The organism is Advenella kashmirensis W13003 (assembly GCF_000506985.1).
In the GTDB taxonomy this organism is placed as follows: Bacteria; Pseudomonadota; Gammaproteobacteria; order Burkholderiales; family Burkholderiaceae_B; genus Advenella; species Advenella kashmirensis_A.
Genome location: NZ_KI650980.1, coordinates 60,640 through 83,486, shown reverse-complemented (window position 1 = coordinate 83,486; position 22,847 = coordinate 60,640). Strand labels below are relative to the sequence as shown.

Annotated in this window: 23 protein-coding genes; 9 read left to right on the top strand and 14 right to left on the bottom strand. The window is 53.4% G+C overall.

Features of this window, described 5'->3' with window-relative positions; genetic code table 11:
* Nucleotides 1-6 precede the first annotated feature (6 nt).
* A complete protein-coding gene (locus tag W822_RS35315; protein ID WP_024005375.1) occupies nucleotides 7-975 on the bottom strand; it encodes a Bug family tripartite tricarboxylate transporter substrate binding protein in 969 nt (322 codons plus the stop codon).
* Nucleotides 976-1,102: 127 nt separating this feature from the next.
* Between W822_RS35315 and W822_RS35310 the strand changes: the two genes are divergently transcribed.
* Complete coding sequence (locus W822_RS35310; protein ID WP_024005374.1) at nucleotides 1,103-1,990, top strand: LysR family transcriptional regulator; 888 nt, start codon at nucleotides 1,103-1,105, stop codon at nucleotides 1,988-1,990.
* A gap of 11 nt (nucleotides 1,991-2,001) precedes the next feature.
* Here the strand turns inward: W822_RS35310 and W822_RS35305 are convergent, their stop codons facing one another.
* Complete coding sequence (locus tag W822_RS35305) at nucleotides 2,002-2,763, bottom strand: IclR family transcriptional regulator domain-containing protein (RefSeq protein WP_024005373.1); 762 nt, start codon at nucleotides 2,761-2,763, stop codon at nucleotides 2,002-2,004.
* Nucleotides 2,764-2,920: 157 nt separating this feature from the next.
* Here W822_RS35305 and W822_RS35300 point away from each other — a divergent pair, with 157 nt between their 5' ends.
* Genes W822_RS35300 through W822_RS35280 form a run of 5 tightly spaced genes read left to right on the top strand, consistent with a single transcriptional unit; the run spans nucleotide 2,921 to nucleotide 7,723 of the window.
* Nucleotides 2,921-3,901, top strand: a complete 981-nt coding sequence (locus tag W822_RS35300) for a Bug family tripartite tricarboxylate transporter substrate binding protein (RefSeq protein ID WP_024005372.1) — start codon at nucleotides 2,921-2,923, stop codon at nucleotides 3,899-3,901.
* A 37-nt stretch (nucleotides 3,902-3,938) separates the two neighbouring features.
* Nucleotides 3,939-5,183 carry an aromatic ring-hydroxylating oxygenase subunit alpha gene (locus tag W822_RS35295; RefSeq protein WP_024005371.1) on the top strand — a complete coding sequence of 415 codons (1,245 nt, stop codon included), beginning with the start codon at nucleotides 3,939-3,941 and terminating at the stop codon, nucleotides 5,181-5,183.
* Nucleotides 5,184-5,188: 5 nt separating this feature from the next.
* Nucleotides 5,189-5,662, top strand: a complete 474-nt coding sequence (locus W822_RS35290) for an aromatic-ring-hydroxylating dioxygenase subunit beta (RefSeq protein ID WP_024005370.1) — start codon at nucleotides 5,189-5,191, stop codon at nucleotides 5,660-5,662.
* Entirely contained in the window at nucleotides 5,659-6,642 is a 984-nt protein-coding gene (locus W822_RS35285) for a PdxA family dehydrogenase (protein WP_024005369.1), read from the top strand. The genes W822_RS35290 and W822_RS35285 overlap by 4 nt, the downstream gene beginning before the upstream one ends.
* A 28-nt stretch (nucleotides 6,643-6,670) precedes the next feature.
* A complete protein-coding gene (locus tag W822_RS35280) occupies nucleotides 6,671-7,723 on the top strand; it encodes a CDP-6-deoxy-delta-3,4-glucoseen reductase (protein ID WP_024005368.1) in 1,053 nt (350 codons plus the stop codon).
* Nucleotides 7,724-7,854: 131 nt separating this feature from the next.
* On the opposite strand, the gene pcaG is transcribed toward W822_RS35280, so the two are convergent.
* The 5 genes from pcaG to pcaB form a co-directional block, all read right to left on the bottom strand.
* Nucleotides 7,855-8,484 carry a protocatechuate 3,4-dioxygenase subunit alpha gene (pcaG, locus tag W822_RS35275; protein WP_024005367.1) on the bottom strand — a complete coding sequence of 210 codons (630 nt, stop codon included), beginning with the start codon at nucleotides 8,482-8,484 and terminating at the stop codon, nucleotides 7,855-7,857.
* 17 nt (nucleotides 8,485-8,501) lie between these two features.
* The gene (gene pcaH / locus W822_RS35270) at nucleotides 8,502-9,227 is read right to left on the bottom strand and encodes a protocatechuate 3,4-dioxygenase subunit beta (RefSeq protein WP_024005366.1); all 726 of its coding nucleotides are present in this window, start codon (nucleotides 9,225-9,227) and stop codon (nucleotides 8,502-8,504) included.
* Between the two features lie 29 nt (nucleotides 9,228-9,256).
* On the bottom strand, nucleotides 9,257-9,655 hold the full coding sequence (gene pcaC, locus W822_RS35265; RefSeq protein ID WP_024005365.1) for a 4-carboxymuconolactone decarboxylase: 399 nt from the start codon (nucleotides 9,653-9,655) through the stop codon (nucleotides 9,257-9,259).
* A 124-nt stretch (nucleotides 9,656-9,779) separates the two neighbouring features.
* Nucleotides 9,780-10,568 (bottom strand): 3-oxoadipate enol-lactonase, encoded by a 789-nt coding sequence (gene pcaD / locus W822_RS35260; protein WP_024005364.1) that lies wholly within the window; start codon nucleotides 10,566-10,568, stop codon nucleotides 9,780-9,782.
* A complete protein-coding gene (gene pcaB, locus W822_RS35255) occupies nucleotides 10,565-11,926 on the bottom strand; it encodes a 3-carboxy-cis,cis-muconate cycloisomerase (protein WP_024005363.1) in 1,362 nt (453 codons plus the stop codon). Before pcaB ends, pcaD begins: the two co-directional genes overlap by 4 nt.
* Before the next feature lie 177 nt (nucleotides 11,927-12,103).
* Here pcaB and pcaU point away from each other — a divergent pair, with 177 nt between their 5' ends.
* A complete protein-coding gene (gene pcaU / locus W822_RS35250; protein WP_024005362.1) occupies nucleotides 12,104-12,937 on the top strand; it encodes an IclR family transcriptional regulator PcaU in 834 nt (277 codons plus the stop codon).
* A 75-nt stretch (nucleotides 12,938-13,012) separates the two neighbouring features.
* On the opposite strand, the gene W822_RS35245 is transcribed toward pcaU, so the two are convergent.
* The 7 genes from W822_RS35245 to W822_RS35215 all read right to left on the bottom strand — a co-directional run bounded on the left by W822_RS35245 (nucleotide 13,013) and on the right by W822_RS35215 (nucleotide 21,220).
* On the bottom strand, nucleotides 13,013-14,134 hold the full coding sequence (locus W822_RS35245; protein WP_024005361.1) for a CaiB/BaiF CoA transferase family protein: 1,122 nt from the start codon (nucleotides 14,132-14,134) through the stop codon (nucleotides 13,013-13,015).
* On the bottom strand, nucleotides 14,121-15,875 hold the full coding sequence (locus W822_RS35240) for an FAD-dependent oxidoreductase (RefSeq protein WP_024005360.1): 1,755 nt from the start codon (nucleotides 15,873-15,875) through the stop codon (nucleotides 14,121-14,123). Before W822_RS35240 ends, W822_RS35245 begins: the two co-directional genes overlap by 14 nt.
* 4 nt (nucleotides 15,876-15,879) lie before the next feature.
* Nucleotides 15,880-16,341 (bottom strand): Zn-ribbon domain-containing OB-fold protein, encoded by a 462-nt coding sequence (locus tag W822_RS35235; protein WP_024005359.1) that lies wholly within the window; start codon nucleotides 16,339-16,341, stop codon nucleotides 15,880-15,882.
* Nucleotides 16,338-17,519, bottom strand: coding sequence for a thiolase C-terminal domain-containing protein (locus W822_RS35230; RefSeq protein WP_024005358.1), 1,182 nt, complete (start codon nucleotides 17,517-17,519; stop codon nucleotides 16,338-16,340). The genes W822_RS35235 and W822_RS35230 overlap by 4 nt, the downstream gene beginning before the upstream one ends.
* On the bottom strand, nucleotides 17,516-18,805 hold the full coding sequence (locus W822_RS35225) for a CaiB/BaiF CoA transferase family protein (protein ID WP_024005357.1): 1,290 nt from the start codon (nucleotides 18,803-18,805) through the stop codon (nucleotides 17,516-17,518). The genes W822_RS35230 and W822_RS35225 overlap by 4 nt, the downstream gene beginning before the upstream one ends.
* A gap of 44 nt (nucleotides 18,806-18,849) precedes the next feature.
* A complete protein-coding gene (locus tag W822_RS35220; protein WP_024005356.1) occupies nucleotides 18,850-19,815 on the bottom strand; it encodes a Bug family tripartite tricarboxylate transporter substrate binding protein in 966 nt (321 codons plus the stop codon).
* 82 nt (nucleotides 19,816-19,897) lie between these two features.
* Entirely contained in the window at nucleotides 19,898-21,220 is a 1,323-nt protein-coding gene (locus tag W822_RS35215; RefSeq protein ID WP_024005355.1) for a Rieske 2Fe-2S domain-containing protein, read from the bottom strand.
* Nucleotides 21,221-21,313: 93 nt separating this feature from the next.
* Here W822_RS35215 and W822_RS35210 point away from each other — a divergent pair, with 93 nt between their 5' ends.
* Nucleotides 21,314-22,333: a PDR/VanB family oxidoreductase gene (locus W822_RS35210; RefSeq protein WP_253272293.1), complete on the top strand. Its 1,020-nt coding sequence runs from the start codon at nucleotides 21,314-21,316 to the stop codon at nucleotides 22,331-22,333.
* 31 nt (nucleotides 22,334-22,364) lie between these two features.
* Complete coding sequence (locus W822_RS35205) at nucleotides 22,365-22,817, top strand: hemerythrin domain-containing protein (RefSeq protein ID WP_024005353.1); 453 nt, start codon at nucleotides 22,365-22,367, stop codon at nucleotides 22,815-22,817.
* Nucleotides 22,818-22,847 lie beyond the last annotated feature (30 nt).

The following is a 22,847-nucleotide window of genomic DNA, read 5'->3' as shown; positions in this document are numbered from 1 at the left end:
AAAGCTTTAATCCTTGTTAATCTGGTTTTTTTCCACTACTGCCTTCCAGCGTGCCAGGTCGGCCTGCAGAAGCGTACGAAATTCATCGGGCGAATTTCCGACCGGATCCATGTATTGCATACGCAGCTTATCTTTCACTGCAGGCTCTTCAAGGATTTGCACAATATTGTCATGGAGGCTTTTAATGACAGTATCAGGCGTTTTCGCTGGCGCAATGAAGCCGATCCAGGCATCTCCCTTGATGTCTGGCAAGCCGCTTTCGCTCAAGGTCGGTATATCCGGAAGCGACGGTGACCTGTTGGGCGAGGCGACCGCCAGCGCCCGGAGCTTCCCGGCTTTCACATGCGGCATGACGGCCGCAGCAGGCAGTAACCCCATGTCCACGTCGCCCGACAAAATCGCCGTTACCGCAGCACCCGATCCACGGTACGGAATATGAACCGCATCGCCGCCGGTCTGCGCGACCAGTGCTGCCATCGCCAGATGCGAGATCGAGCCGGCCCCGATTGAAGCGAAGCTGAGTTTCGAGTCCCCTTTCATGGAAGTGACCAACTGCTTTGCAGTCGTTGCCGTCAGCGTCGAGCCGACCACCAGGACGGAGGGCTGTGACACAGCGATCGTCACCAGAGCGATATCTTTATCCACGTCATATGGCATTTTTCTGAATAGAAGTGAATTGACGCCTAGCGGACCGGCAATGCTGACGCCAATCGTACGTCCGTCTGCCTGCGCTCTGGCGATGGCGTTGGTGCCGATATTGCCGGCCGCACCACTGCTATTTTCAACGACAAAGGGTTGACGCAGTTTCTCGGCCAGACCCCCGCCTATCAGGCGTGCAACAAGGTCTGGCGTAGAGCCGGCATCAAAAGGAACGACCAGTTTTACGGGCTCTGTCGGCCATGCCTGAGCGCTGGCGTTAGCGCCAGTCAAGGTCAGACTGGCGATACAAAAAATTCGAATCAGCAGCAATTTCACAATCAAGTCTCCGGTGTTTTATATAAGTCCCAGCGTGTTTTTTTTCTGGTTCTTGTACCTATTTTAGGGAGGGAGTATCATTGCGTCGATCGATGATGGGCAATACACGCTAACGGGAAATCGAATAATGGACATGAAACTTCTCGCCGTATTTGACGAGATCTACAAAACGCGCAGCGTCAGTCGTGCCGGCGAAAACCTGGGCCTTCCACAGACATCCGTCAGCCTTGCGCTCGCGCGGCTCCGTCGACAATTCGACGATCAGCTGTTCGTGCGAACCGCCAATGGCATGGTCCCGACACCGCGAGCGGCATTGCTCGTCCCCCAGCTACGTCAGGCCCTGCAACTCTTGCAATCGGCCACACAGCAACAGGTCAAGTTCGATCCTGCCTCTTCATTCCGTATTTTCCGTATCGCGATGACAGATATCAGCCATCTTGAGTTTCTTCCTGCCATGATGAACAAATTGGCGAAAACAGCGCCCAATACTCAAATCAAGGTGCTGCGCATCACGTCCGAGACAGGCAAACTTCTGGAATCGGGAGACGCCGACCTTGCAATCGGGTATATGCCGGAACTCGAAGCGGGCTTTTATCAACAGAAATTATTCAAGGACGGATTTGCCTGTGTAATACGGCGTGATCATCCGCGCATCGACAGAAAACTGACGGAGAACAGATTCAAAAGTGAAAGGCATGTTGTGCTCATCGCTCCCGGCACAGGAAACGAGATCGTCGAGCATGAGCTCAAACGCCAGGGAATGCAACGTAAAGTCGCGCTTTCGTTGCCTACGCTGCCCGGCGTCGGCAACCTGCTCGCCAATACGGACCTCATCGCGACAGTTCCTGAACGGGTGGCTCAAACACTGGCCAAAATAGCACATGTCAAGATACTCATTCCACCCTATCGCTTTCCCGATTTTTCAATCAAGCAGCATTGGCATGAACGATATCATCAGGATCCGGGAAACCGCTGGCTGCGCTCTACCCTGGCCGAGTTGTTTCTGGAAATGTGAATTCGGCAGGTTTACAAAAATGTACCAAGTCTTTGCCGGGCGCTTCCCAGCTCAGGCAGCAAATCGGCAATCATGCTTTCCAAAGAGTGGCGTGAGGTTGACGCCACCAGACTCATGGCAGCGACGGTTTTGCCCGTGCTATCGCGGATCGGTATCGCAATCGAACGTACCCCGAGCTCGATTTCTTCATTACTGATCGCATAGCCTAAAGCACTTACTTCGTCAAGCAGCGCCATCAGCGCCGGGATCTCGGTACGCGTATGCGGCGTCAATTTCTGGCGTTGCATTCGATTCAATAATAATTCAGCCTCTTGTGCGGGCAGCGCTGCCAGCATGACGCGGCCGGTCGCTGCGCAATGAGCAGGCAAGCGTGAACCCTGGCCCAGACCATTCGACAAGCTGCGACGCGTAGCGGCACGCGCGACAAATACCACATCTGTGTTGTCCTGCACTGCGAACGAACTGGATTCCTGAGTACGTTCGCTCAGCGATTCGAGAATCGGTTGAACCTGTTTCGACAGCGAATTGGAAGTCACATACGCATGTCCCAATCTTAGCGTTCGCGGCGCAAGCCGGAAATAGCGCCCATCGGATTCTACATATCCCAGTTTTTGCAAAGTCAGCATTGAGCGACGTGCTGCAGCGCGCGAGTGGCCGGTGATGTCGGCTGCCTCGCTGAGGGTCAGAGGACCATGGCGAAGACCAAAAGCTTCGATGATTGCGAGGCCTTTTTCCAGGCCGGCAACATAGTCTTTATCTATAGGGACAGTCATAGTCACTCTCTGAAAACATTGGATTTATTTGTGCGATATGCGCACATATTATCGTATTTTGTTGACGAAGGTCAAAGTTAAACCTAGGATTCCTGTCCAGTCCTTCTTCCAGGCGTATCGACAGAAGCCCCTTCCATACCAAGTAAGAGATATTGAAATGAACCCTCGTATTTTTTGCCGCCCATTGCTGGCGAGCGTGCTTATCGGCACCTGTAGTGCCGGGATAGCCAGTCCGGCGGACAGCTATCCCAGCAAGCCGATCACAATCGTCGTCCCATTTCCTGCCGGCGGCACTGCCGACGTGCTGCCCCGCATCGTTGCGCAGAAGTTGTCCGAGAAATGGGGGCAGCCTGTGGTCATTCAAAATCGGACCGGCGCCGGCGGCAATATCGGCACCGATTATGTTGCGAAAGCGACGCCTGACGGCTACACCCTGCTTGTGACACCACCGGCGCCGTTGGCTATCAATAAAAAGCTTTACAAAGACCTGCCATTCGACCCTGAAGATTTCGAGTTGATCACAGTGCTGGCGTCTGTACCAAACGTCCTGGCTGTAAAAAGCAGCCTGCCTGTGGCATCAACCCAGGCGTTCATCAAATATGCCCGGGAGAAAGGCGGAAGCGTCAATGTGGCGACGCAGGGCAATGGCACCACATCACACCTGACCGCCGCCATGTTTGCCGAGCAGGCAGGCGCGAAGTTTACTTTTGTGCCCTATCGCGGCACCGCACCCGCGCTCACGGATCTGGTAGGTGGCCAAGTGGATGTGTTCTTTGACAACATCAGTTCCATGCACTCCTATCACAGCGCAGGCAAGACCAAAATACTGGCCGTCGCCGGGACCAATCGCAGCCCATTGCTACCTGATGTGCCGACCATTTCGGAAAGCGGCTTGCCCGGTTTCAGCGCCACGACATGGTTTGCCGCAGCGGCCCCACCCGGGACAGCTGACGAAATCATCCAGAAGCTCAATACCGCTATCGTCGACATCCTGAACATGCCGGATGTGAAGAAGCAATTTCTTGGCCAGGGAGCTGAAGTCGTCGGCCAATCACCAAAGGAAACGGGTGAGTTCATTGCCGCCGAGCGTGTCCGCTGGAAAAAAGTGATCGAGCAGGCTGGCGTCCAGCCGAATTAAAAACAGATCTTGTCTGCAAGAGGAGTAAATTGTGGAAATGAAACTTAACGATATGCGCGGCATCGAACGCACGTGGGAACCCGGGCTGACTCAGGTCCCATACTGGTTATATAGCGACCAGCCGATCTATCGCACGGAACAACAGCGTTTATTTCAGGGCCCGACCTGGAACTATCTGTGTCTGGAAGCGGACATCCCCGAGCCCGGGGACTATCGCACCACGTTTGTTGGAGAGACGCCGGTCATCGTTGTGCGAGACGATGAAGACCAGGTGCAGTCGTTCGAAAATCGCTGCGCGCACCGCGGCTCGCTGATCGCATTGAAAGACAGCGGCAAGGCGCAGGACTTTACCTGTGTCTATCATGCATGGCGCTATGATTTGCAAGGCAATCTGAAAGGCGTCGCATTCGAGCAAGGCGTGAACGGCATGGGCGGCATGCCACCCGACTTCTGCAAGGAACACCACGGCCCGCGCAAATTGCGTACCGCAACGGTAGCCGGCCTGGTGTTCGGCAGCTTCGATGAAGACGTGCCGTCAATCGAAGAATACCTTGGAGATGCGGTACTGGAAAAAATCGAACGCGTACTACCCAAACCTGTAGAGGTCCTGGGACGCTTCAAGCAAACCATTCCGAATAACTGGAAGCTGTACATGGAGAATGTGAAGGACAGTTATCACGCCAGCCTGCTGCATGTGTTCTTCACGACATTCCGAATCAACCGCCTGTCGCAGAAAGGTGGCGTGATCATCAGCGAAACAGGGGCTCACCATATCAGCTGGTCCAAAGTCGATCATCAGGCACAGGAAAGCAGCGAGTACAACGCGGAAAAACTGCGCTCCGACAAAGAAGGATATGCGCTGGCCGATCCGACCCTGCTTGATGGCTGCGATGAGTTCGGAGACGGTATTACACTGCAAATTCTGTCAGTGTTTCCCGGATTCGTCATTGCGCAGATCCAGAACACACTCGCAATCCGGCAAATCCTGCCCGTGGGTACCGACAAGACGGTTTTGAACTGGACGTATATCGGCTTCGCAGATGACTCCCCGCAATTGCGCCGGATGCGACTCAAGCAATTGAACCTGACCGGTCCGGCGGGCTTCATATCCATGGAAGACGGCGCAGTCGGCGGTTTTGTTCAGCGCGGAATTGCGGGCGCGAAGAATGAAAATGCCATTCTGGAGATGGGAGGAGACAGTATCGAAACGCAGGATAACCGCACGACTGAAGCGTCGGTGCGGGGTTTCTGGAATGCCTATCGCAGCTACATGGAGATTTGAAAAAGATGAGCGTGTTTACCCAAGAGCGCCTGATTGCCCTGAATGCAGCCTATGCCCGGTGTATCGACAATGATGAGCTGGAGCAACTGGGCGATTTCTTCCTTGACCAATGTCTTTATTTGGTGACTACCGCTGACAATTACGCAGCTGCCCTGCAAGCCGGCATCGTTTACGCAGATACCCGTGCAATGCTTCAGGATCGCGTTATGGCCATGCGCGATGCCAACATCTATGAAGAACAGCGCTACCGTCATATTATCGGTGCGCCGGTGCTGCTGGAACAGAAAGGCGATACCGCAAAAGCAGAAAGCCCGTTCATTGTGGCGCGGATCATGCGCGACGGCGGCACAGAAGTGTTTGCCACGGGACGCTATATTGATTGCATCGTCGCACAACCCGACCACCCGCTTAAGTTTGCCGAACGGGTCGTAGTCTGCGACAGCTGCAATATCGATACATTACTAGTGATTCCGTTATGACTGAAGGTGTTGCAAAACGAATTGCAGTGGCCATTGGCGAACCCAACGGAATCGGACCCGAGATTGCCATCAAAGCCTCAATCGCATTGCAGGATAGCAATGTCGACCTGGTTCTGGTGGGCGACCGGTTCGTCCTGGAGCACTATCTCGAACGCATTGCGCCCCGGTCGCGATTGCGGCCATTCAGTCCGGATACAGCGAAACTGCCGAACGATATCCGGTTTGTCGATGTGCCGGCGCTACCCGTCGACCAATTTCGACCAGGCGAGACGCGAGCGCCGGCGGGTGCGGCAACCATCGCATATGTACGTGCCGCTGTCGAACTGGCAGATCAGGCGATCGTCGACGCCGTTATTGGCTGCCCGCACTCCGAAACATCGATTCATCTGGCAGGGATCGAATTTTCAGGATATCCAGGCCTGATCGCAACCCTCACGGGCATACCTGCGGCGAATGTATTCCTTTTGCTCGTCTCGCCGGAATTGCGCATCGGTCACGTGACTTTGCACGAGCGACTGCATGATGCGCTGGATCGTATTACGCCAGAGCGTGTCGTTAATGCTGCCGTGGCGGTCATCGAAGCCACGCGGGCGCTGGGCATTGCCCAGCCGCAGCTTGGCGTATTCGGAATTAATCCGCATGCCGGGGAAAATGGTCTGTTCGGTGATGATGACCAGCGCATTACCATGCCGGCCGTAGCACGTTTGCGCGCCATGGGTTATCGCGTCGAGGGCCCCGCCGGCGCCGATGTCATGCTGTCGCAACGCGGGAATGACGTCTATCTTGCCATGTACCACGATCAGGGACATATTCCCATCAAATTGCTGAGTCCCCTGACGGCCAGCGCACTTTCGGTCGGCTCCCCCGTTCTGTTCAGCAGCGTGGGGCATGGGTGTGCATACGATATCGCGGGCAGCAACGTGGCCGACCCGGCTGCAACAATCCGTACCGTCAGGATGCTGGCAGGCATATCTGCATAAACAAGCAAGATAAAGGATCACAGAGAAGATGTCTCATACTATTCAGGTCATGGACCACGACGTCGCATTTAACGGCGAAGCCGGCAGGACAGTACTCGACAGTGCAATTGCGGCCGGCTACGAGCTTCCCTATTCCTGCCGCACCGGCATTTGCGGCAGTTGCCGCTGCCGCCTTGTTTCCGGTGAAGTACAGGGCGATACTGGCGCAGGCTTATCCGAACAGGAGCGGCGGGAGGGCCATGTATTGCTGTGCCAGGCAAAACCCCGTTCGGACTTGATGATTGCCGTCCGTGAAATCAAACCCATAGATCGCAGCGCAATCAAGACTGTCATGGCCAGAGTCTACCGCAAGCTGCAGGCCGCAGAAGACGTAACGGTGCTGCAATTGCGTTTCCCGGCTGGCACCAGAGTGAAATTCAAGGCAGGACAGTACCTGAGTATCCGCTTGGCAGACGGCAGCCTGCGTCATTTTTCCATGGCGAATCCACCCCATCAGAACGACGGTGTCGAGTTGCATATACGCCAGGTTCCCGGAGGTCGTTTTTCGCAAGAGGTTGTCGGCGCGCTTGCTGAGGGCGATTTTCTTGAGCTTTCCATGCCTTTCGGTGAATTCTACCTGCGCGAAGAGCACGATAAGCCTATCGTGCTGCTGGCCAGCGGAACCGGGTTTGCTCCGATCAAGTCGATTGTGGAAGACGCCGTCAGGCGCAAGCTCGCCCGACCGATGGTTTTGTATTGGGGCGCGCGACGCGCCGAGGACTTGTATCGGATTGAACTGCCACGCAAGTGGGAAGCCCAACTGCCCTGGTTCAGTTTTGTACCCGTATTGTCGGAACCGGGATCTGCGGAACAATGGCAAGGACGTACTGGTTTTGTACATCAGGCCGCAATGGACGACATACCCACGCTCGCACATTTTGAAGTTTATGCCTGTGGCGCGCCCGGCATGATCAGTGCCGCCCGTCAGGATTTTGTATACGAGCGCGGCCTGGATCGTGACGCGTTTTATTGCGATGCCTTCGTTTCCACTGCTGAAATCGGGCTCAACGCCGAGCCTGCAGCAACATCCGAATCGACATAGCAATCGACATTTGAACTTGCCCATCACTGCGTGCATGTCACACCGATGAAACAAGATATCCAGGCAGAATCGGTATTCGCAAGGCCGACGGCAACGATCAAGACAGATCGTTACCGTGGCATCGTGCATTATTAAATATCAAAGAATACCGTTTCGTCCTCCCCCTGAATACGAATATCGAATCGATATATCCGTTCCCCATCGCGATCTTCCCGTCTGGCGATCAGTGTTTCCCGCCGCTTTACCCATTCAATGCTGTTCAGGACGGGATCTTTCGCATTCGCATCGGTTTCGTCATCGAAGTAAACGCGCGTATTCAGACCGATATTCACGCCTCTGGCAAAGACGACCAATGCGATATGCGGTGCCTGTGTGCTACCTTTTCGGCCCGGGACGCAGCCTGGCTTGATCGTATCGAAATGCCAGAATCCAGTGCCAAAATCCGCCGCTGCCCGGCCCCATCCCGAAAACCCGGAATCTGCGCTTGTGCCTTGTGGATCTGCATTGCCTGCATAGACGCCATTGGCGTCGGCCTGCCATATTTCGATCAACACATCGCGCAGCGGTATGCCTAGTCCGTCAAATACCTGACCTTCCAGGCGGATCCGTTGGCCTTCGGTTTTGTCGTCGACCAGCGAGTTGCCAAAATTGTGTTCAAATACATCGATATCCGCCTGCTTCGGCAAGAGCCCGATATGGACATAAGGTCCCCCTGTCTGCGACGGGGTTTCGCGCCATTCATCAAATGCCTGGTTTTTCATAGCCTGTTCTTCCCTCATCAAGTCAAATCGTTTTCAAAATACGTCGCGCGCCGCCCGCGCAAATGAATATCAAAACGATAACAGCGGCTGTCCGCCTCTATGAAATTGGTCTTATCCTCCAGCGCAATCAAGGCTCGACGCTGCTCATCCGAAGGAACAGTCTTCAATATGGGACAAGAGTCAATCAACGTATCACCTTCGAAATACAACTGGGAAATCAGGCGCTGCGCCCACCCATCAGCGATAACGGAAAAATGAATGTGCGCGGGTCTCCATTCGTTTATCCGGTTACGCCACGGGTAAGGGCCCGGCCTGATGGTCCTGAAGACATAAAACCCGTTTTCATCGGTCAGCATGCGCCCACAGCCGCCAAAATTTGGATCCAGGGTGCCAATGTACTGATCATTAGGATGTCGATAACGACCCGATGCGTTCGCCTGCCATACTTCCAGCAATGCATTTTTAACGGGACGGCCAAACTGGTCATGCACATAACCGTGAATGATAATGCGCTCGCCTATCGGCGTGCCATCCTTTGCACTATTGAGAATCAGATCATTGTCCTTGGGTCCCAATTGGTCTTCTCTGAAATGCGGTGATGTCACTTCGGTCAAGGTTTGCGCAATGGAAATCAGGGCGTTTTTTGGCGAACGCAGAACACTGGTTTTATACCCAGGGGTGTATGCGGGCGGATGATCATCGGTATTGCGCTGGGCGTAAGCACCCAAACTGGCTTTGTACATATTTTCTCCTTCCGGGGCGGGAAAACCCATCACTCGTTATTACTCGAATTCAAATTCAGTTCTGCAAGTATTTCTTCGGCCATATGCATGGCGGCATTTGACGCCGGCAGCCCCGCGTATAAGGAGCAATGCAGAAATAGCTCTTTCAGTTCATCCCTGGTCACGCCGTTATTGAAACAGGCCCGGATATGCATGCGAAGCTCCGCCTCGCGTCCCAGAGACAGCAGAATCGCCATGGTGACGAGGCTGCGTGTGTGCCGGCTCAAACCCGGGCGAGACCAGACCTCCCCCCAGGCGTAGCGACTAATAAAATCCTGGAAGTCGGTATTGAACTCATTGAGTTTGGTGAGCGAGGCATTGACGTGTTTCTCGCCCAATACCTCAGTGCGCACCTTTATGCCTTGTTGGTAACGTTCTTTGTCATCCATAATAAAACCTCGTTTAAATTGCATGGCGCTCGCGACGAATGGACAAATACCCGAAGGTAAAATTACTTCATCCTGCAAAGCGCGCTCGCGCCACTGAAAAATGCATCGTCTGCCGACGCACAGCCTATACCAGCGATTCGATAAAATGCCTTAGCTCCTGACTAAACGCCGCTGGCTGTTCGATGTTGGACAAATGAGAAGCCGCCAGCTCTGAAAGTTTGCTGTCTGGAATATGCGCCTGCATGAACTGACCGTCAGCAACAGTCGTCACCGGATCGCGCGTACCCACGATTATCAGGACAGGAATGGGAATCTGTCTTATCTGTTCACGCAAATCGGCGCCTGCCAGCGCCCGGCAGGCAGCGGCATACCCCTGGGGCGACGTATCGGCCAGCGACTGGATAGTGCGCATCGCGAGCGCATCTTGCTTGTAATCAAAATCGTCACTGAACCAGCGTGCGGGCGTGCCCGATACCACGGGAGCAAGGCCATGGCCGGTCACCGTTTCAGCGCGCTCCTGCCACGCGACCGGAACGCCGATTCTGGCTGCCGCATTGGCGATTGTTACGCTATGGAACCGGTCCGGGTGGTGAATGCCCAGCCAGAGCCCGGTCAGACCACCCATCGAAATACCACAGAAATGGGCTTTTGCGATTGAAAGACCATCCAGAATATCGATTGCATCGGCGCCAAGATTCTCCAGGCTGGCATTTTCAACAATCTGGCTGGCGCCATGCCCGCGCGCGTCATAAGTCACAATCCGGTAGTCTGCTTTCAGGGCATTGACCTGCGGCTCCCACATTCCCTTGTCTGTCCCGAGGGAATTAGAAAACAGGACGACCGGCGCCTCATCCGGACCGGTTATCTCTACCGACAGTTTTTTACCCTGGCGGTTTCTAATCACAATAGTCATTGCTTCCCTCTTTTTCTGGCTTGGCCAAGCACCGCATCAATCTGATCGTGAATATTGCCGATATAGGTTTCCGGCCGGAATATATTGTCGAGTTGCATGGCACTAAACTTTTGTTTGATCTCATCCATGTCGCTGATGACCGCTTTCAGATGTCGATTCTCTTGCACAGCTATTTTGCATGCAGATTCCACCAGATGATGTGCATTGAGACGTCCTGTTGTCGGAGCCAGCGCCATCATCACAGCTTCGGCCATGATCAGCCCATTTGTGCATTCAATATTACGTCGCATGGCGTCAGGATCGACCTGCATGCCTTGTAATACGTCCACCGTGCGCTCCAAAGCGCCCGCGCATAATTGAAAAATCTCGGGCAGCGATAGCCACTCGGCTTGCCATCCGCCCAGACCCCGTTCATGCTCCAGCACCATTCCATGGTACAGGCTGGCCATGAGGCCTGGCACCCGATTGGCAGCCGCAAGCACCGCGGCGGCGGCCACAGGATTGCGTTTATGAGGCATGGTAGAAGACCCTCCCCGCCCCTTGCCCGCTGGCTCGAACAACTCGCCAATTTCGGTCTGCATCATAAGTGACCAGTCCCGCGCCATGTTGCCCAGATTGCCGACAACAAGCGCCAGCACGCCAGCCATTTCCACGATACGGTCACGCTCTCCGTGCCAGGTGCATGTCGGCGCAGCCAGATCCAGCTCGCGCGAAAAAGCCAGAACCACGGCCGAGCCTTCGTTCTGCATCGACGCGAGTGACCCCGTCGCACCCCCCAGTTGCGCTGTCAGAGACCTTGACTGCATGCTTTCCAGCCGAGCCAGATCACGTTGAAGGACAGCTGCCCACCGGGCGAACTTATGACCCAGGGTAATGGGTAACGCCTGTTGCAGCCAGGTTCGTCCCATCATGATATGCCCACGGTAGTTCTGCGCCTGCACCAGTGCCGTCTGGTATGCCTGCTCGAGCAACGCCTGGATAATCGCCAATGCGTCACGACATTGCAGAATACACGCCGTATCCAGCACGTCCTGGCTTGTCGCACCCCAGTGAACATAACGCGACGCAGTCTCATCCTGCTCTCTGACAATGGCGGTCAGACGCTTCACAAAAGGAATGGCAACATTGCCTGCGGAACCGCTTTCAGCAGCCAGTCCCTCCAGATCGATCTGCGCAACGGCCTGTTCAGTGCAGTTGTTCTCGATGCCGATCGCTGCGGCCTGCGGAATGACGCCTGCAGAGGCCTGTGCCTTCGCAAGCGCCACTTCCACGCGCGTCAAATATCGCAATAGCGATCGGTCGCTGAAAATATCAGTTACCTGGCGCTGATAAAACAAACCTGCATAGATTTGACTCATGATTTCAGTTCCTCACAACCGCGATAAGCATCTGGCGGAAAATACTATTTGAAATGCTTTACCCATTATTGTCGCTGTTTCAATTGAAATATCTACTGGTATATTTCACTTTTTGTTCGATAATCGAACAACATGTAGTAATATCGAACAAAATAAAGAGTTTCTGGCAAAGCCACTATGACTATCACAACTGAAATCGTCACCGACAAAAAAAAGCAGATTAAAAACCCGCAGAATAAAAGAACTATCCGGCATGAAGACTTTATTGCGGGCCTGGCCAAAGGGCTGGCCGTGCTCGATAGTTTCGGATCTGATCGCCACCGGCTGAATATCTCAATGGCAGCGGAAAAAACCGGTATGACCCGCGCTGCGGCCAGGCGGCATTTACTTACGCTGGAATATTTGGGGTATCTGGACTCTGATGGGCACTATTTCTATCTGACCCCAAAAGTATTGAGATTTTCGGGCTCGTATATGGGGGGAGCAACGCTGCCTAAAGTATCGCAGCCCCTACTGAACCTGCTCACAAATCAAAGCGCATTGATTTATTCTGTGATGGTGCTGGATGGGTACGAGGCAATCACGATTGCCAGAAGCGCTGCACCGCAACAGACTGATCGGGTTAACCCATACGGCCTGACACTGGGCAATCGTCTTCCAGCCCATACGACATCAGCAGGCAAAATCCTCCTTGCCCATTTGAGCGCCGACGAGCAGCGCCAATGGCTGGAACATTATCCGCTCCAGCGCATGACCAAATTCACCCAAGTAGACAATGCATCCTTTCTGGCGCAGCTGCATGATATCAAAGAGCAGGATTGGTGTTATTCAAGCGAAGAACATGAATTGGGCGTCCACGCGCTGGCCGTGCCTATTTACGGGCAATCGGCGAAAGTCATTGCGGCGTTGAATATTGTTTCTTCTACAACGAAAACAAAGAAAAAATATTTAATCCAGCACATATTGCCGCTCTTGCAAGATACAGCACGCGAAATTCGTGCCGTCATCTGAGTGTTGGATTCTGCCGGTTCAATCTCGACATTGGAGCCATTTCTGATTAGTCAGGAATGATCCCAAGGAGAGCCGTTACCCCCAGCGGGCAACGATTGTTTCAACAGAAGCAAGTTGCGACGCTGGTGGCCCCTGTATTTTTGACGGTGTTCGGGAAAATCGTGGCGCCGGCGCAGGCTGCGTTACGCCGTTTATAGTGACAAACGATTGCCGTGCCGTATTATGTGAGTGTAAAGCCGCTTCGCTCAACGAAAGGACAGGCGTAACACACGCATCGGATTCTGCAAAAATTCCTGCCCATTCATCCCTGGTGCGAGAACTGAATATATGCGCAAGTTCGGCTCGCAGGGCTGGCCATTGCGACTGATCGTTCTGGGCGCTGAGCCAATCGCCCTTTAATTCCAGACGATTGCACAACTCTGCAAAAAATTGCGGCTCTATCGCCCCAACGCTGATATGGCGCTTATCCGCTGTTTCGTATACGCCATAATACGGTGCGCCGCCATCGAGCATGTTACTTCCTCGTTGCTCAACGAATGTGCCTTTCAGTGAAGCCGCCACGAAATGCGTCATCATTGATAGCGTACCATCGGTAATGGCTGCGTCTATCACCTGGCCGGCGCCAGAATTTCTTACCTCATGCAAGGCAGCAAGGATGCCCACGACCAGATACAGCGCTCCTCCACCATAATCGCCAAGAAGATTCAGCGGCGGCACAGGGGGACCGCCAGCTGGTCCGATAGCATCCAGCGCACCCGTGAGTGAAATATAATTGATATCGTGGCCTGCAGTTTTAGCCGATGGCCCGCTCTGCCCCCACCCTGTCATGCGGGCGTAGATCAGCTTCCGATTGACCTCCCAAACCGTTTCCGGGCCAAACCCCAGGCGTTCCATGATACCTGGGCGAAATCCCTCTACCAGAACATCTGCATTCCTTATTAAACCCAGAATTTGCTCACGGGAAGCAGGATCCTTCAGATTTGCATGAACAAGCGTACGTCCACGATTCACAATGTTATTCTTGTCGCCGAACTGGTTTCCGATTCGGTCGACTGTCACCACATCGGCGCCCATATCCGATAGCAGCATGCATGCGAATGGTCCTGGGCCCAAACCCGCAAATTCGACGACTCTGAGTCCGCTTAGCGGCCCAGAATGTCCGTCCGTTTTATTGGCTTTCCGGTTATTTTGATTCATGAAAATTCCTCATGGCTAAGTGTTCTTGGGACCGGCTTAACATCCTTTTGGCGTGAAGTGCTATTCTGTAACCAAAAACCATCGCAGGGCCGATAGTGATACCGGGCCCAGGATACGCCCCATTCATTATTGAAGCCATATCATTGCCACAGGCATACAATCCGCATATCCGGGACCCATTTTCATCCAGGACGACGCCATCCGCATCGGTGGCCAGCCCGGTGCTGCTGGCTGCATCGGCGGGCCAGATTGCCAGCGCGAAAAAAGGGGGAGCCGAAATCTGGCCCAGGCACGGATTAGGTTTATGACCCGGGTCACCGTTAAAAGTATTCAGCAATGTACTGCCCTGTCCAAAGTCCGCATCATGCCCTGTCAGCGCGTATTGATTATTTTTTTTGACGCTCAGTAGAAGACTCTGGGGCTCAACGCCAATTTTCTTTGCCAAACCAGCAAGAGTAGGATCTGTCTTAATATAGCCAGACTCCTCGTATCTCTGAAAAAATCGAGTGCCTGGTGCAATGATACCCAGGCCGTAGGAACGAACGAACAGCGAATCACAAATGAAGTAACAAGGAATTGCGTTGTCCGAGCCATTGCGGGCCCACATCGCTTCAACAAAATGATGATAGGACGCTGCCTCATTGGCGAACCTGTTACCTGTACCGTCCACGGCGATGATACCCGGTTTGGTCCGGTCCAGATAAAGATGAGGAAACAGCCTCTCACTGCCTCCTTTTTCCGGTATCCGGGATACCGGTTGCCAGAAAAAACTGTCCTTGTGCCGATCCAGGACTGCTCCCGCCCTTTGCGCGGCGACAATGCCATCGCCACGATTTCTTTCAAATGCAAGTGAAGGAAAAGACGCATTATTTGACCAGAGGCTGCTGCGCAATGTGCGATTATGACCGATTCCGCCCGTAGCCAGCACTACGCCCAGGCGGGTATGCAACAGCAGACGCGTGCCGCCTTCATTTACGAGCGCGCCGGTCACCCTGCCTCTGTCGCGCACAAGATCGCATAATTCGGTGTTGAACCGAACGATCACACCTGCCTGACGCAGGCTGTAATACAGACGGGCAATCAGGGCGTTGCCCAGGACTAACCGGGTGCCTCGTCTGTAACTCAAACGATCCTGCCCGTACCGGGCCAGAATTTTTGCGGAATGAAAGAAATTATTCCAATTGCGATAGCGCCCTATAAGCGCCTTGACGTCGGCTTTTCCGGCCATCATCCCGCCCAGAATCATCAAATCCTGCAAAGGTGGTCTGATGCGCCTGAACTCACTCCCCAGACGCCGGCCGTCGAACTCGGCAGGTCCGAGCGCTCGACCGGATACTGCAGCTCCAGGGAATTGAAGATAATCAGGATGGATCCCTGCAGGCACAAACTTGATCTCCGAGCGTGATTCGAGAAAAGCAATCGCTTCGTCAGCCGTACCCAGGTAAGCACTGCGTCGTCCATGCGGGTCCTCTTTGCCGAGTATCGCGTCCAGATACACGCGCCCGTTTTCAAGGGAATCATCCAGCCCGATTTCCTTACTCTGATGATTGCCTGGAATCCAGATCGTACCGGCAGACGTTGCCGTGGTGCCACCAACCTGCTCAGTCGCTTCGCACAGCGTAACGCTTAAGCCTTGCAGCGCAGCAACCAATGCGGTTGTCATTCCCCCGGCTCCGGCACCGATAACAATGAGATCAGAGACATCTTTTTTCTCTGTCTGCACACTCCTGTTGACGACCATAGGGCTAATCCGCCTTAAGTTGCCATTGCAAAAGCGTATAGGGCGATTCGGCATCCAAATGATGTTCAAATATACCTGCAACTTCAGCGCCAATAATGACTTCCTGCATTGGATCGCCTAGCAGATTTCCGACGACACGAACGTTTCCCGCATGCGGCAATTCAACCAACACAGCAATATAGGGGCCGTGACCTTTCAGGGCATCATGAGACGGGTGCCATACCCGCTCCCAACTGTAGATTATCCCTTTTGGCTCGATCTCTTCCCATTCGGGGTCGAAGCGGTGACAATGATGACACAGCCACTCTGGCCCAAATTGCCAGGTTTGGCAATATGAACAATGTTGGACTCGCAGCCGCTGCATTTTGAGTCCGGACCAGAACGGTTCTGATAACCCGTCTGATTCCGGCACCGGTATGGGAAGGCCGGCAGGCAGGTAATAATTATTTGCGACTTTTATGCTCACAGTACACTCTCCGATCCCAATAACAAGTTGCTTGCCGGCGTGACCATGGGCCCGCCGGCCACCAGTGCAATATCACTTTTGTCCGCCTGACTGCTGGACGTACCGCGTACCTGTCGTACCGCTTCGATGACCAGTTCCATGCCGTGTACATAACATTCCGCCAAATTTCCTCCACTGGTGTTAAGAGGAAGTTTTCCAGATGGGGCTATCAGATTGTCCAATGTAAAGAATTGATTTATGTCCTGCGCGTCGACAAGTCCATGCTCCACCAGCGTCATGAGTACACCTCCGGTGAAATTTTCATAACTTTGGACTACGCCGACATCCCGAGGTCCAATACCCGCCATGCGAAACAGATCCGGCGCCAGTGTCCCGAAGTTTGCACTGGCATAGTCGGGAGAATTGTGAGGATCTGCGCCCGCTCGGAAACCGGAGCCCGCTGCTGCCCCCAGAACGTAGACCGGTTTACTTTTGAAATCCCTGGCACGTTCCTGACTAACCAGGATAATCGCCGCTGCGCCATCGTTCTCCATACAGCAATCATACAAATGAAAAGGTTCGACAACCCAGCGGGACTGATCATAACGCTCCTCATCCAAGGGTTTGCCGTGCATCACCGCCCGCGGATTTGCCTGTGCATGATAGTAAGAGGCCATTGCAATGGCACGCATCGCCTCTTGTCTGACACCATGTTCGTGCATGAAACGGCGTACGCGCATCGCAAATCGTTGTGGCGGCGCCAGCACACCATAAGGCATGAGATACGCTTTCTCTCCTGATATCGTATTGATCCCCGTTGTTCGCCCGAAACGTCCGAACTGTCCTTGCGCGAGAGAACGGAACACAACCACACACTCTGCCATTCCGGCGTGAATGGCGGCCGCTCCGTTGGCAACGGCAGCACAACATCCCCCGCCGCCGCCGCCCCACTGCATGGTGGCTGACCGCAATTGACGAATGCCAAGCGCTGCAGCCAGCCGTGACGCATCATTCCGATCGTCGCTAAACGAGGCAAATCCGTCTATTTGTGCCGGCGGTATCCCCGCATCGTCGCATGCAGCCAGAATGGCCTGTAATGCGAGTTTGAATTCAGAATCCGGTGATTGACCATGACGGTAATAGTCAGACTCCCCGATGCCGGCAACCGCGACTTGACCTCTCAACGTTTTTGATTTCATGATGACACTTCAGCTGCAAAGAGGTTGCCTGAACTACCAAAGATGCCTTTTTCAACGAGCGCCATTATGCGATCTTCATCGTAGCCCAATACGTCATGCAGAATTTGTCTTGTGTGCTCGCCGACGGTGGGCGCGGTTACCGGATCGGCCAACGGGGTGTCGGCATAGCGAATTGGCATCGCCACATTGGGACGCCATTTCCCATCCTTATCCTGTATCCGGGTAACAATCTTGCGCTCCAGTGCTTCATCGGAACGTATCGCCTCGCCTACCGTCCGAACCAGACCACATGGCACGCCGGCCTGGCGCATGCGGTTTTGCCAATATGACCACGGCTGCCGGGAAAAGGCATCATTCAGCAGAGAAAATAATGCTTCGCGCCGTTTGGATCGCTGTGTTCCTGTCGCATAGTCCGGATCGTCGGCGACCTCGGGGCGCTCTATCACTTGTGTCATCAAGCGCTGGAATATTTTATTGCTTCCACAGTTGATATAGAACGTCCGGTCTTTTGCCCGAAACGCCCCGGACGGGCAGGTATCAGGACTGATGTTGCCATGACGGCTATGTTCCGTACCTGTAAACAAGTGCTGCAGCGTGGCGTATCCGGTCATCAGGATCGCATTGTCAAATAAAGACACTTCCACTTCCTGGCCTTTGCCAAGCCGGGACCGGGCCACCAGTGCACCTAAAATGGCATTGCAGGCCATCATGGCCGTACTGATATCCATGACCGGAGACAAAGCCCTGACTCCTTCGCGATCCGCATAGCCATTCATGGAAATAAAACCGCTTTCAGCTTGTGCAATCGGATCGAAACCCAGACGATCCGAAAAAGATCCTTCGCGCCCGTAAGCGGAAATAGAACAATAGATCAACTTCGGATTGTTCTGACTGCAGGTTTGATAATCCAGGCCAAGACGCTTCATCACCCCGGTAGAAAAATTTTCGACGACAACGTCGGCCGAGGCGATGAGTTCACGTACAATCGCAAGCCCTTCAGCCGATTTCAGGTCAATCGCCAAACTACGCTTATTCCGATTACTCCATAAAAACGGTGCGGCCAAACCCAGTTCCTTATTAAATGGCGGGTATTGCCGAAAATCATCTCCGCGTTCGGGAGCTTCGATTTTGATGACGTCTGCCCCCATATCGGCCAGGATCATTGTTGCAAATGGACCGGCGATGAAATGCGTAAAGTCCACGACGCGTATTCCTCCCAAAGCAAGCGGTGCTGCGTCGGGCCGGGGCTCGTACTGCGGAAAATCAGTTTCCAGATTGTCAAGCATCAGGATATTCCTTCATTGTTTTACTATATTGCACATTTGATTCCTCATTGGCCGCGCACTTCCTTGGCTACCGGCTGCCATTGCGCCACCTCCTTTTTTATAATGTCAGCCATTTCTTGCGGCGTACTGCTGTGAGGTTCCACCCACCTGCTGGTGAACAGTTTTTTGACTTCCGGCGTTGCGACAGCCTTTTTTATTGCCTGATTGATTCGGTCGACGACATTATCGGGAGTGCCTTTTGGCGCAAGCACGCCAAACCATGCCACACTTTTAAAACCGGGAACATCCTTATCGATGGTTTGCAGTCCGGGGGCGACGTCTGTCGGTTTCTCTGTCGCCACCGCCAGATAGCGTATCAACCCGGAGGACAACATGGTGGTACCGTCAAGACCGGTCAGAAACGCTGCATCCAGTTGTCCGCCACCAAATGCAGGCAGCATTGGCGCACCGCCGTTATAGGGAATATGGACCATCTTCACGTGAGCCATATTGTTGAAAGATATCCCGGAAAAATGAGAAATGCCGCCGTTCCCTGTGGAGCCAAAACTCAGTGAATTGCCTTCCTTTTTTGCGTAGGCGATAAATTCTTTGAGTGTTTTTGCGGGACTCTTGGCAGGCACCGCCAAGATCATGGGTGTCAATGCAACCGTAGAAATCGGACGCAAGTCTGTCAGAGGATCGTAGGGTATCTCCCGCGTCAGTTGCACGATCGCGTTTGGCCCGGTATTGCCGAACACCAATGTGTAGCCATCAGGCTTGGCCCGGGCTACGTAATCGACACCGATAGTACCGGCCGCACCGGGTTTGTTGATAATGATGACAGGCTGGCCGAGATCCTGGCTCATTGGCTCCTGGATTGATCGCGCCAGTTGATCGGTAGAACCGCCCGCCGCATAGGGCACGATAATTTGAATTTGCCTGGAAGGGAAGTCTTCGGCACCAGCGGTTACTGCGATTGACAAGCCGATAGCGCACACCGCATAGCGCCATCCAATGTTAAAACAGGACATATTCAGTCTCCTCGTTGTGTTTTTCAGGTATCAGTAAACATTAATAACGACATTGATCAAAACTCGTGCTGCTTGCGGGCCGTCACGGCTCGTAACCGAAACTGTCTCCCAGGCGTGCATGCATATACTCTTTGCCGGCGACCATCCAATCAGTATCGGCAGGAATCGTGATGGAAACAGCACGGTGCATGAGCTGATCAGGATCCACCACCGAGCGGGGTCTAACCTGTTCATCTGCCGTAATCGCTTTCAGCGTATTCAGCAGTAGTCTGCGAACCCGCACGATGCCGCTATCGCTCGTTCCCAAATGCTCTTTCGTACGGTCATAAATAGGTGAGACACCAGACTGGCATGCCGCGTCCTGCACCCAGAGCCCGGGCAGGCCCGCGTTATATTTCTCGACCTGGATTTGATAATCGAACAGATAGGCATTGCCGCGATTAAATTTACTCCAGCAAGTGTGATAAGGTTCTGTGATTGCCCGTAGCTCGAATGAATCCTCTGATGCGTGCCCGGTTTCTCTGCCGGCATGACCATCGCGGAATAGTTTTTTGGTTTTTTCGTAGAAGGGTTCTGAAGGGTGATACGAGAACATCAGACAAAGTGTATGTTCATCATCTATCGGAACCCAGGCATGGCCGCTGAGTTCAGGATATTGGGACTGGGGCGGTACAAGTGTCCAGAAAGGCATCATGTATTGGTTGACACGTATGTAATTTCGGTTTTCCCCTATTTTTCTGCGGGAGGCAATACTTAAACCGGAATCATGCTGGGCACATTCGAACGTCGGGGCCTTGTCCTGGCCCTGCTTCCACTGGTTAATCGTCCCTGAATTGTCTACCCTGCCATGCAGAATTGCTGCGTGAGCTGAATCAATTTCTCCTTCCAGTGCCTGAAGCCAATTGCATTCCTGGACACGTAATGTTACGACCACCTGGTCTTCGGGAACCAGATTCCATTCAATATTCGGCAAGGGCGGCAATGCGTCGACGTCCGGTCCCATGTATGTCCAAAGAATGCCATTGCGTTCCCGAACCGGATAGGCAGTCACCCGCACCTTGTTTACCATCGGTGATTCGGACGGTTCTGTCGGGATTTCCCTGCACTTGCCGGTTACGTCGAATTTCCAGCCGTGATAAATGCAGCGAATACCTTCCTGCTCGTTTCTTCCGAAAACCAACGGCGCACCACGATGTGGACAGGCATGATCAATGAGACCAACCTGACCCTGGCTGTCACGAAACGCAACCAGATCTTCTCCAAGAAGACGGACACGATAAGGTTGTCCATTGGTTAATACATCTGAAGAGCGCAAAAAGGGAATCCAGTAAAGCCGCATCAGCCGGCCCATCTCTGTCCCCTGCCCCACGCGCACTAAGCGCTCATTATCTTCCTTTGTAAGCATCAGCGTGTTTCCTTTTTTTGAAAATTAGGTTCAACCATTCAATCAATCTATCATGGTTGTGATATTCTGTCTATAAAGATTTGAGAAATCAATTTGAAGCAGGCAGCACCTGAATCAAAACAGGCCGCCACATGGACAAGGAAAAACACGATGACTGCTGACATCATTCGCACGCAAATTCGTCAAATACGACTGGAAAGTGAAGCAACAGCTTCATTCGAACTCTGGCCCGTTGGAGAGCAATATTTACCCTCTTTTACGCCAGGCGCGCATATAGACATACATTTGCCGGGCGGGCTAAGACGCAGCTACTCGCTGATCAACAACGGCGGCGAACCGCGCCATTACAATATCGCCGTCAAAAAAGAGTTGGAGAGTCGTGGAGGCTCATCGTGGTTTCACGACAACGCAAGAGTGGGCATGACGCTCGATATTTCATTACCTTCCAATGATTTCGAATTAATAGAAAATGCTTCACATACGATTTTGATCGCCGGCGGCATCGGCATTACGCCGATCATCTCAATGATTTCAAGGCTGATTGAGCTCGGCAGTAGCTGGGAACTGCACTATTGCGCCCGCTCTTTTGCGCATATGGCATTCCGTGACGAACTTCGGAGTCTTGCAAATTGTGGCAAAGGCGCCATACATTTGTATGTTGACAATCTGGCTGATCATAAGCGTCTTGATCTGAGTGCCATTTTTGGCAGCGCCGCATCTACCGCGCATCTGTACTGCTGTGGGCCTGCGGGCATGCTTGAGGCATTTATCGCAGCTGCAAAAGGCCGCCAACCCGATACGGTGCATTATGAAAGATTTGCCGCAGCAAACGCAGCCGCAACAGATGGGGGATTTGAAGTAAAACTGGCCCGGGATGGCCGGACATTATCGGTGCCGGAGGGTAAATCTATTCTTGACACGCTACTTGATGCAGGCGTTGACGTTCCTTATGCCTGCAGTCAGGGCATATGCGGCTCGTGCGTAACAACGGTTCTTGATGGCATCCCGGATCACCGTGATGAGTGTCTGTCCGACGAGCAGCGTGAGGCGAATAAAAGCATGATGATTTGCTGTTCGGGCTCCCGCTCAAAAACGCTGACCCTTGATCTTTGATTCGCATCCGGCTATTAAACGAGGAATATACATGGCAATACCAGCATCATTAAATCAGAAGAACTCCCTGACGCTTGGATTTACCCCAATGGACGACATTCACGAAGAATTCGACATGCTGATTGCTCAAGCATTATCTTGCCCGGACGCAAATCTTTTATGCCAAATAGAACTGCTCAAGGCGCATTTGTATTCTCATTTCGGGGCGGAAGACCGCTGGATGCGGGAAACAAATTTTCCTGCGCAAGACTGCCACATAAACGAACATGCTGCAGTGCTTCAATCTGCCGAGGACGTTTATCAACTGGTTTCCCAGGGTAATTTGTCCATAGGACGCTCATTCGTCAGTGAGCTGCAAGCCTGGTTTCCCGGTCATGCCGACTATCTGGACTCGGCCCTGGCGCATTGGATGTGCAAAAGCCGACTAGGCGGCAAACCCATCGTGCTTCATAGTAGAAAGCCGGCCATGACCATGGTCGACTAAATTGCCGCTATTGCTGTAGCACATCCGGCT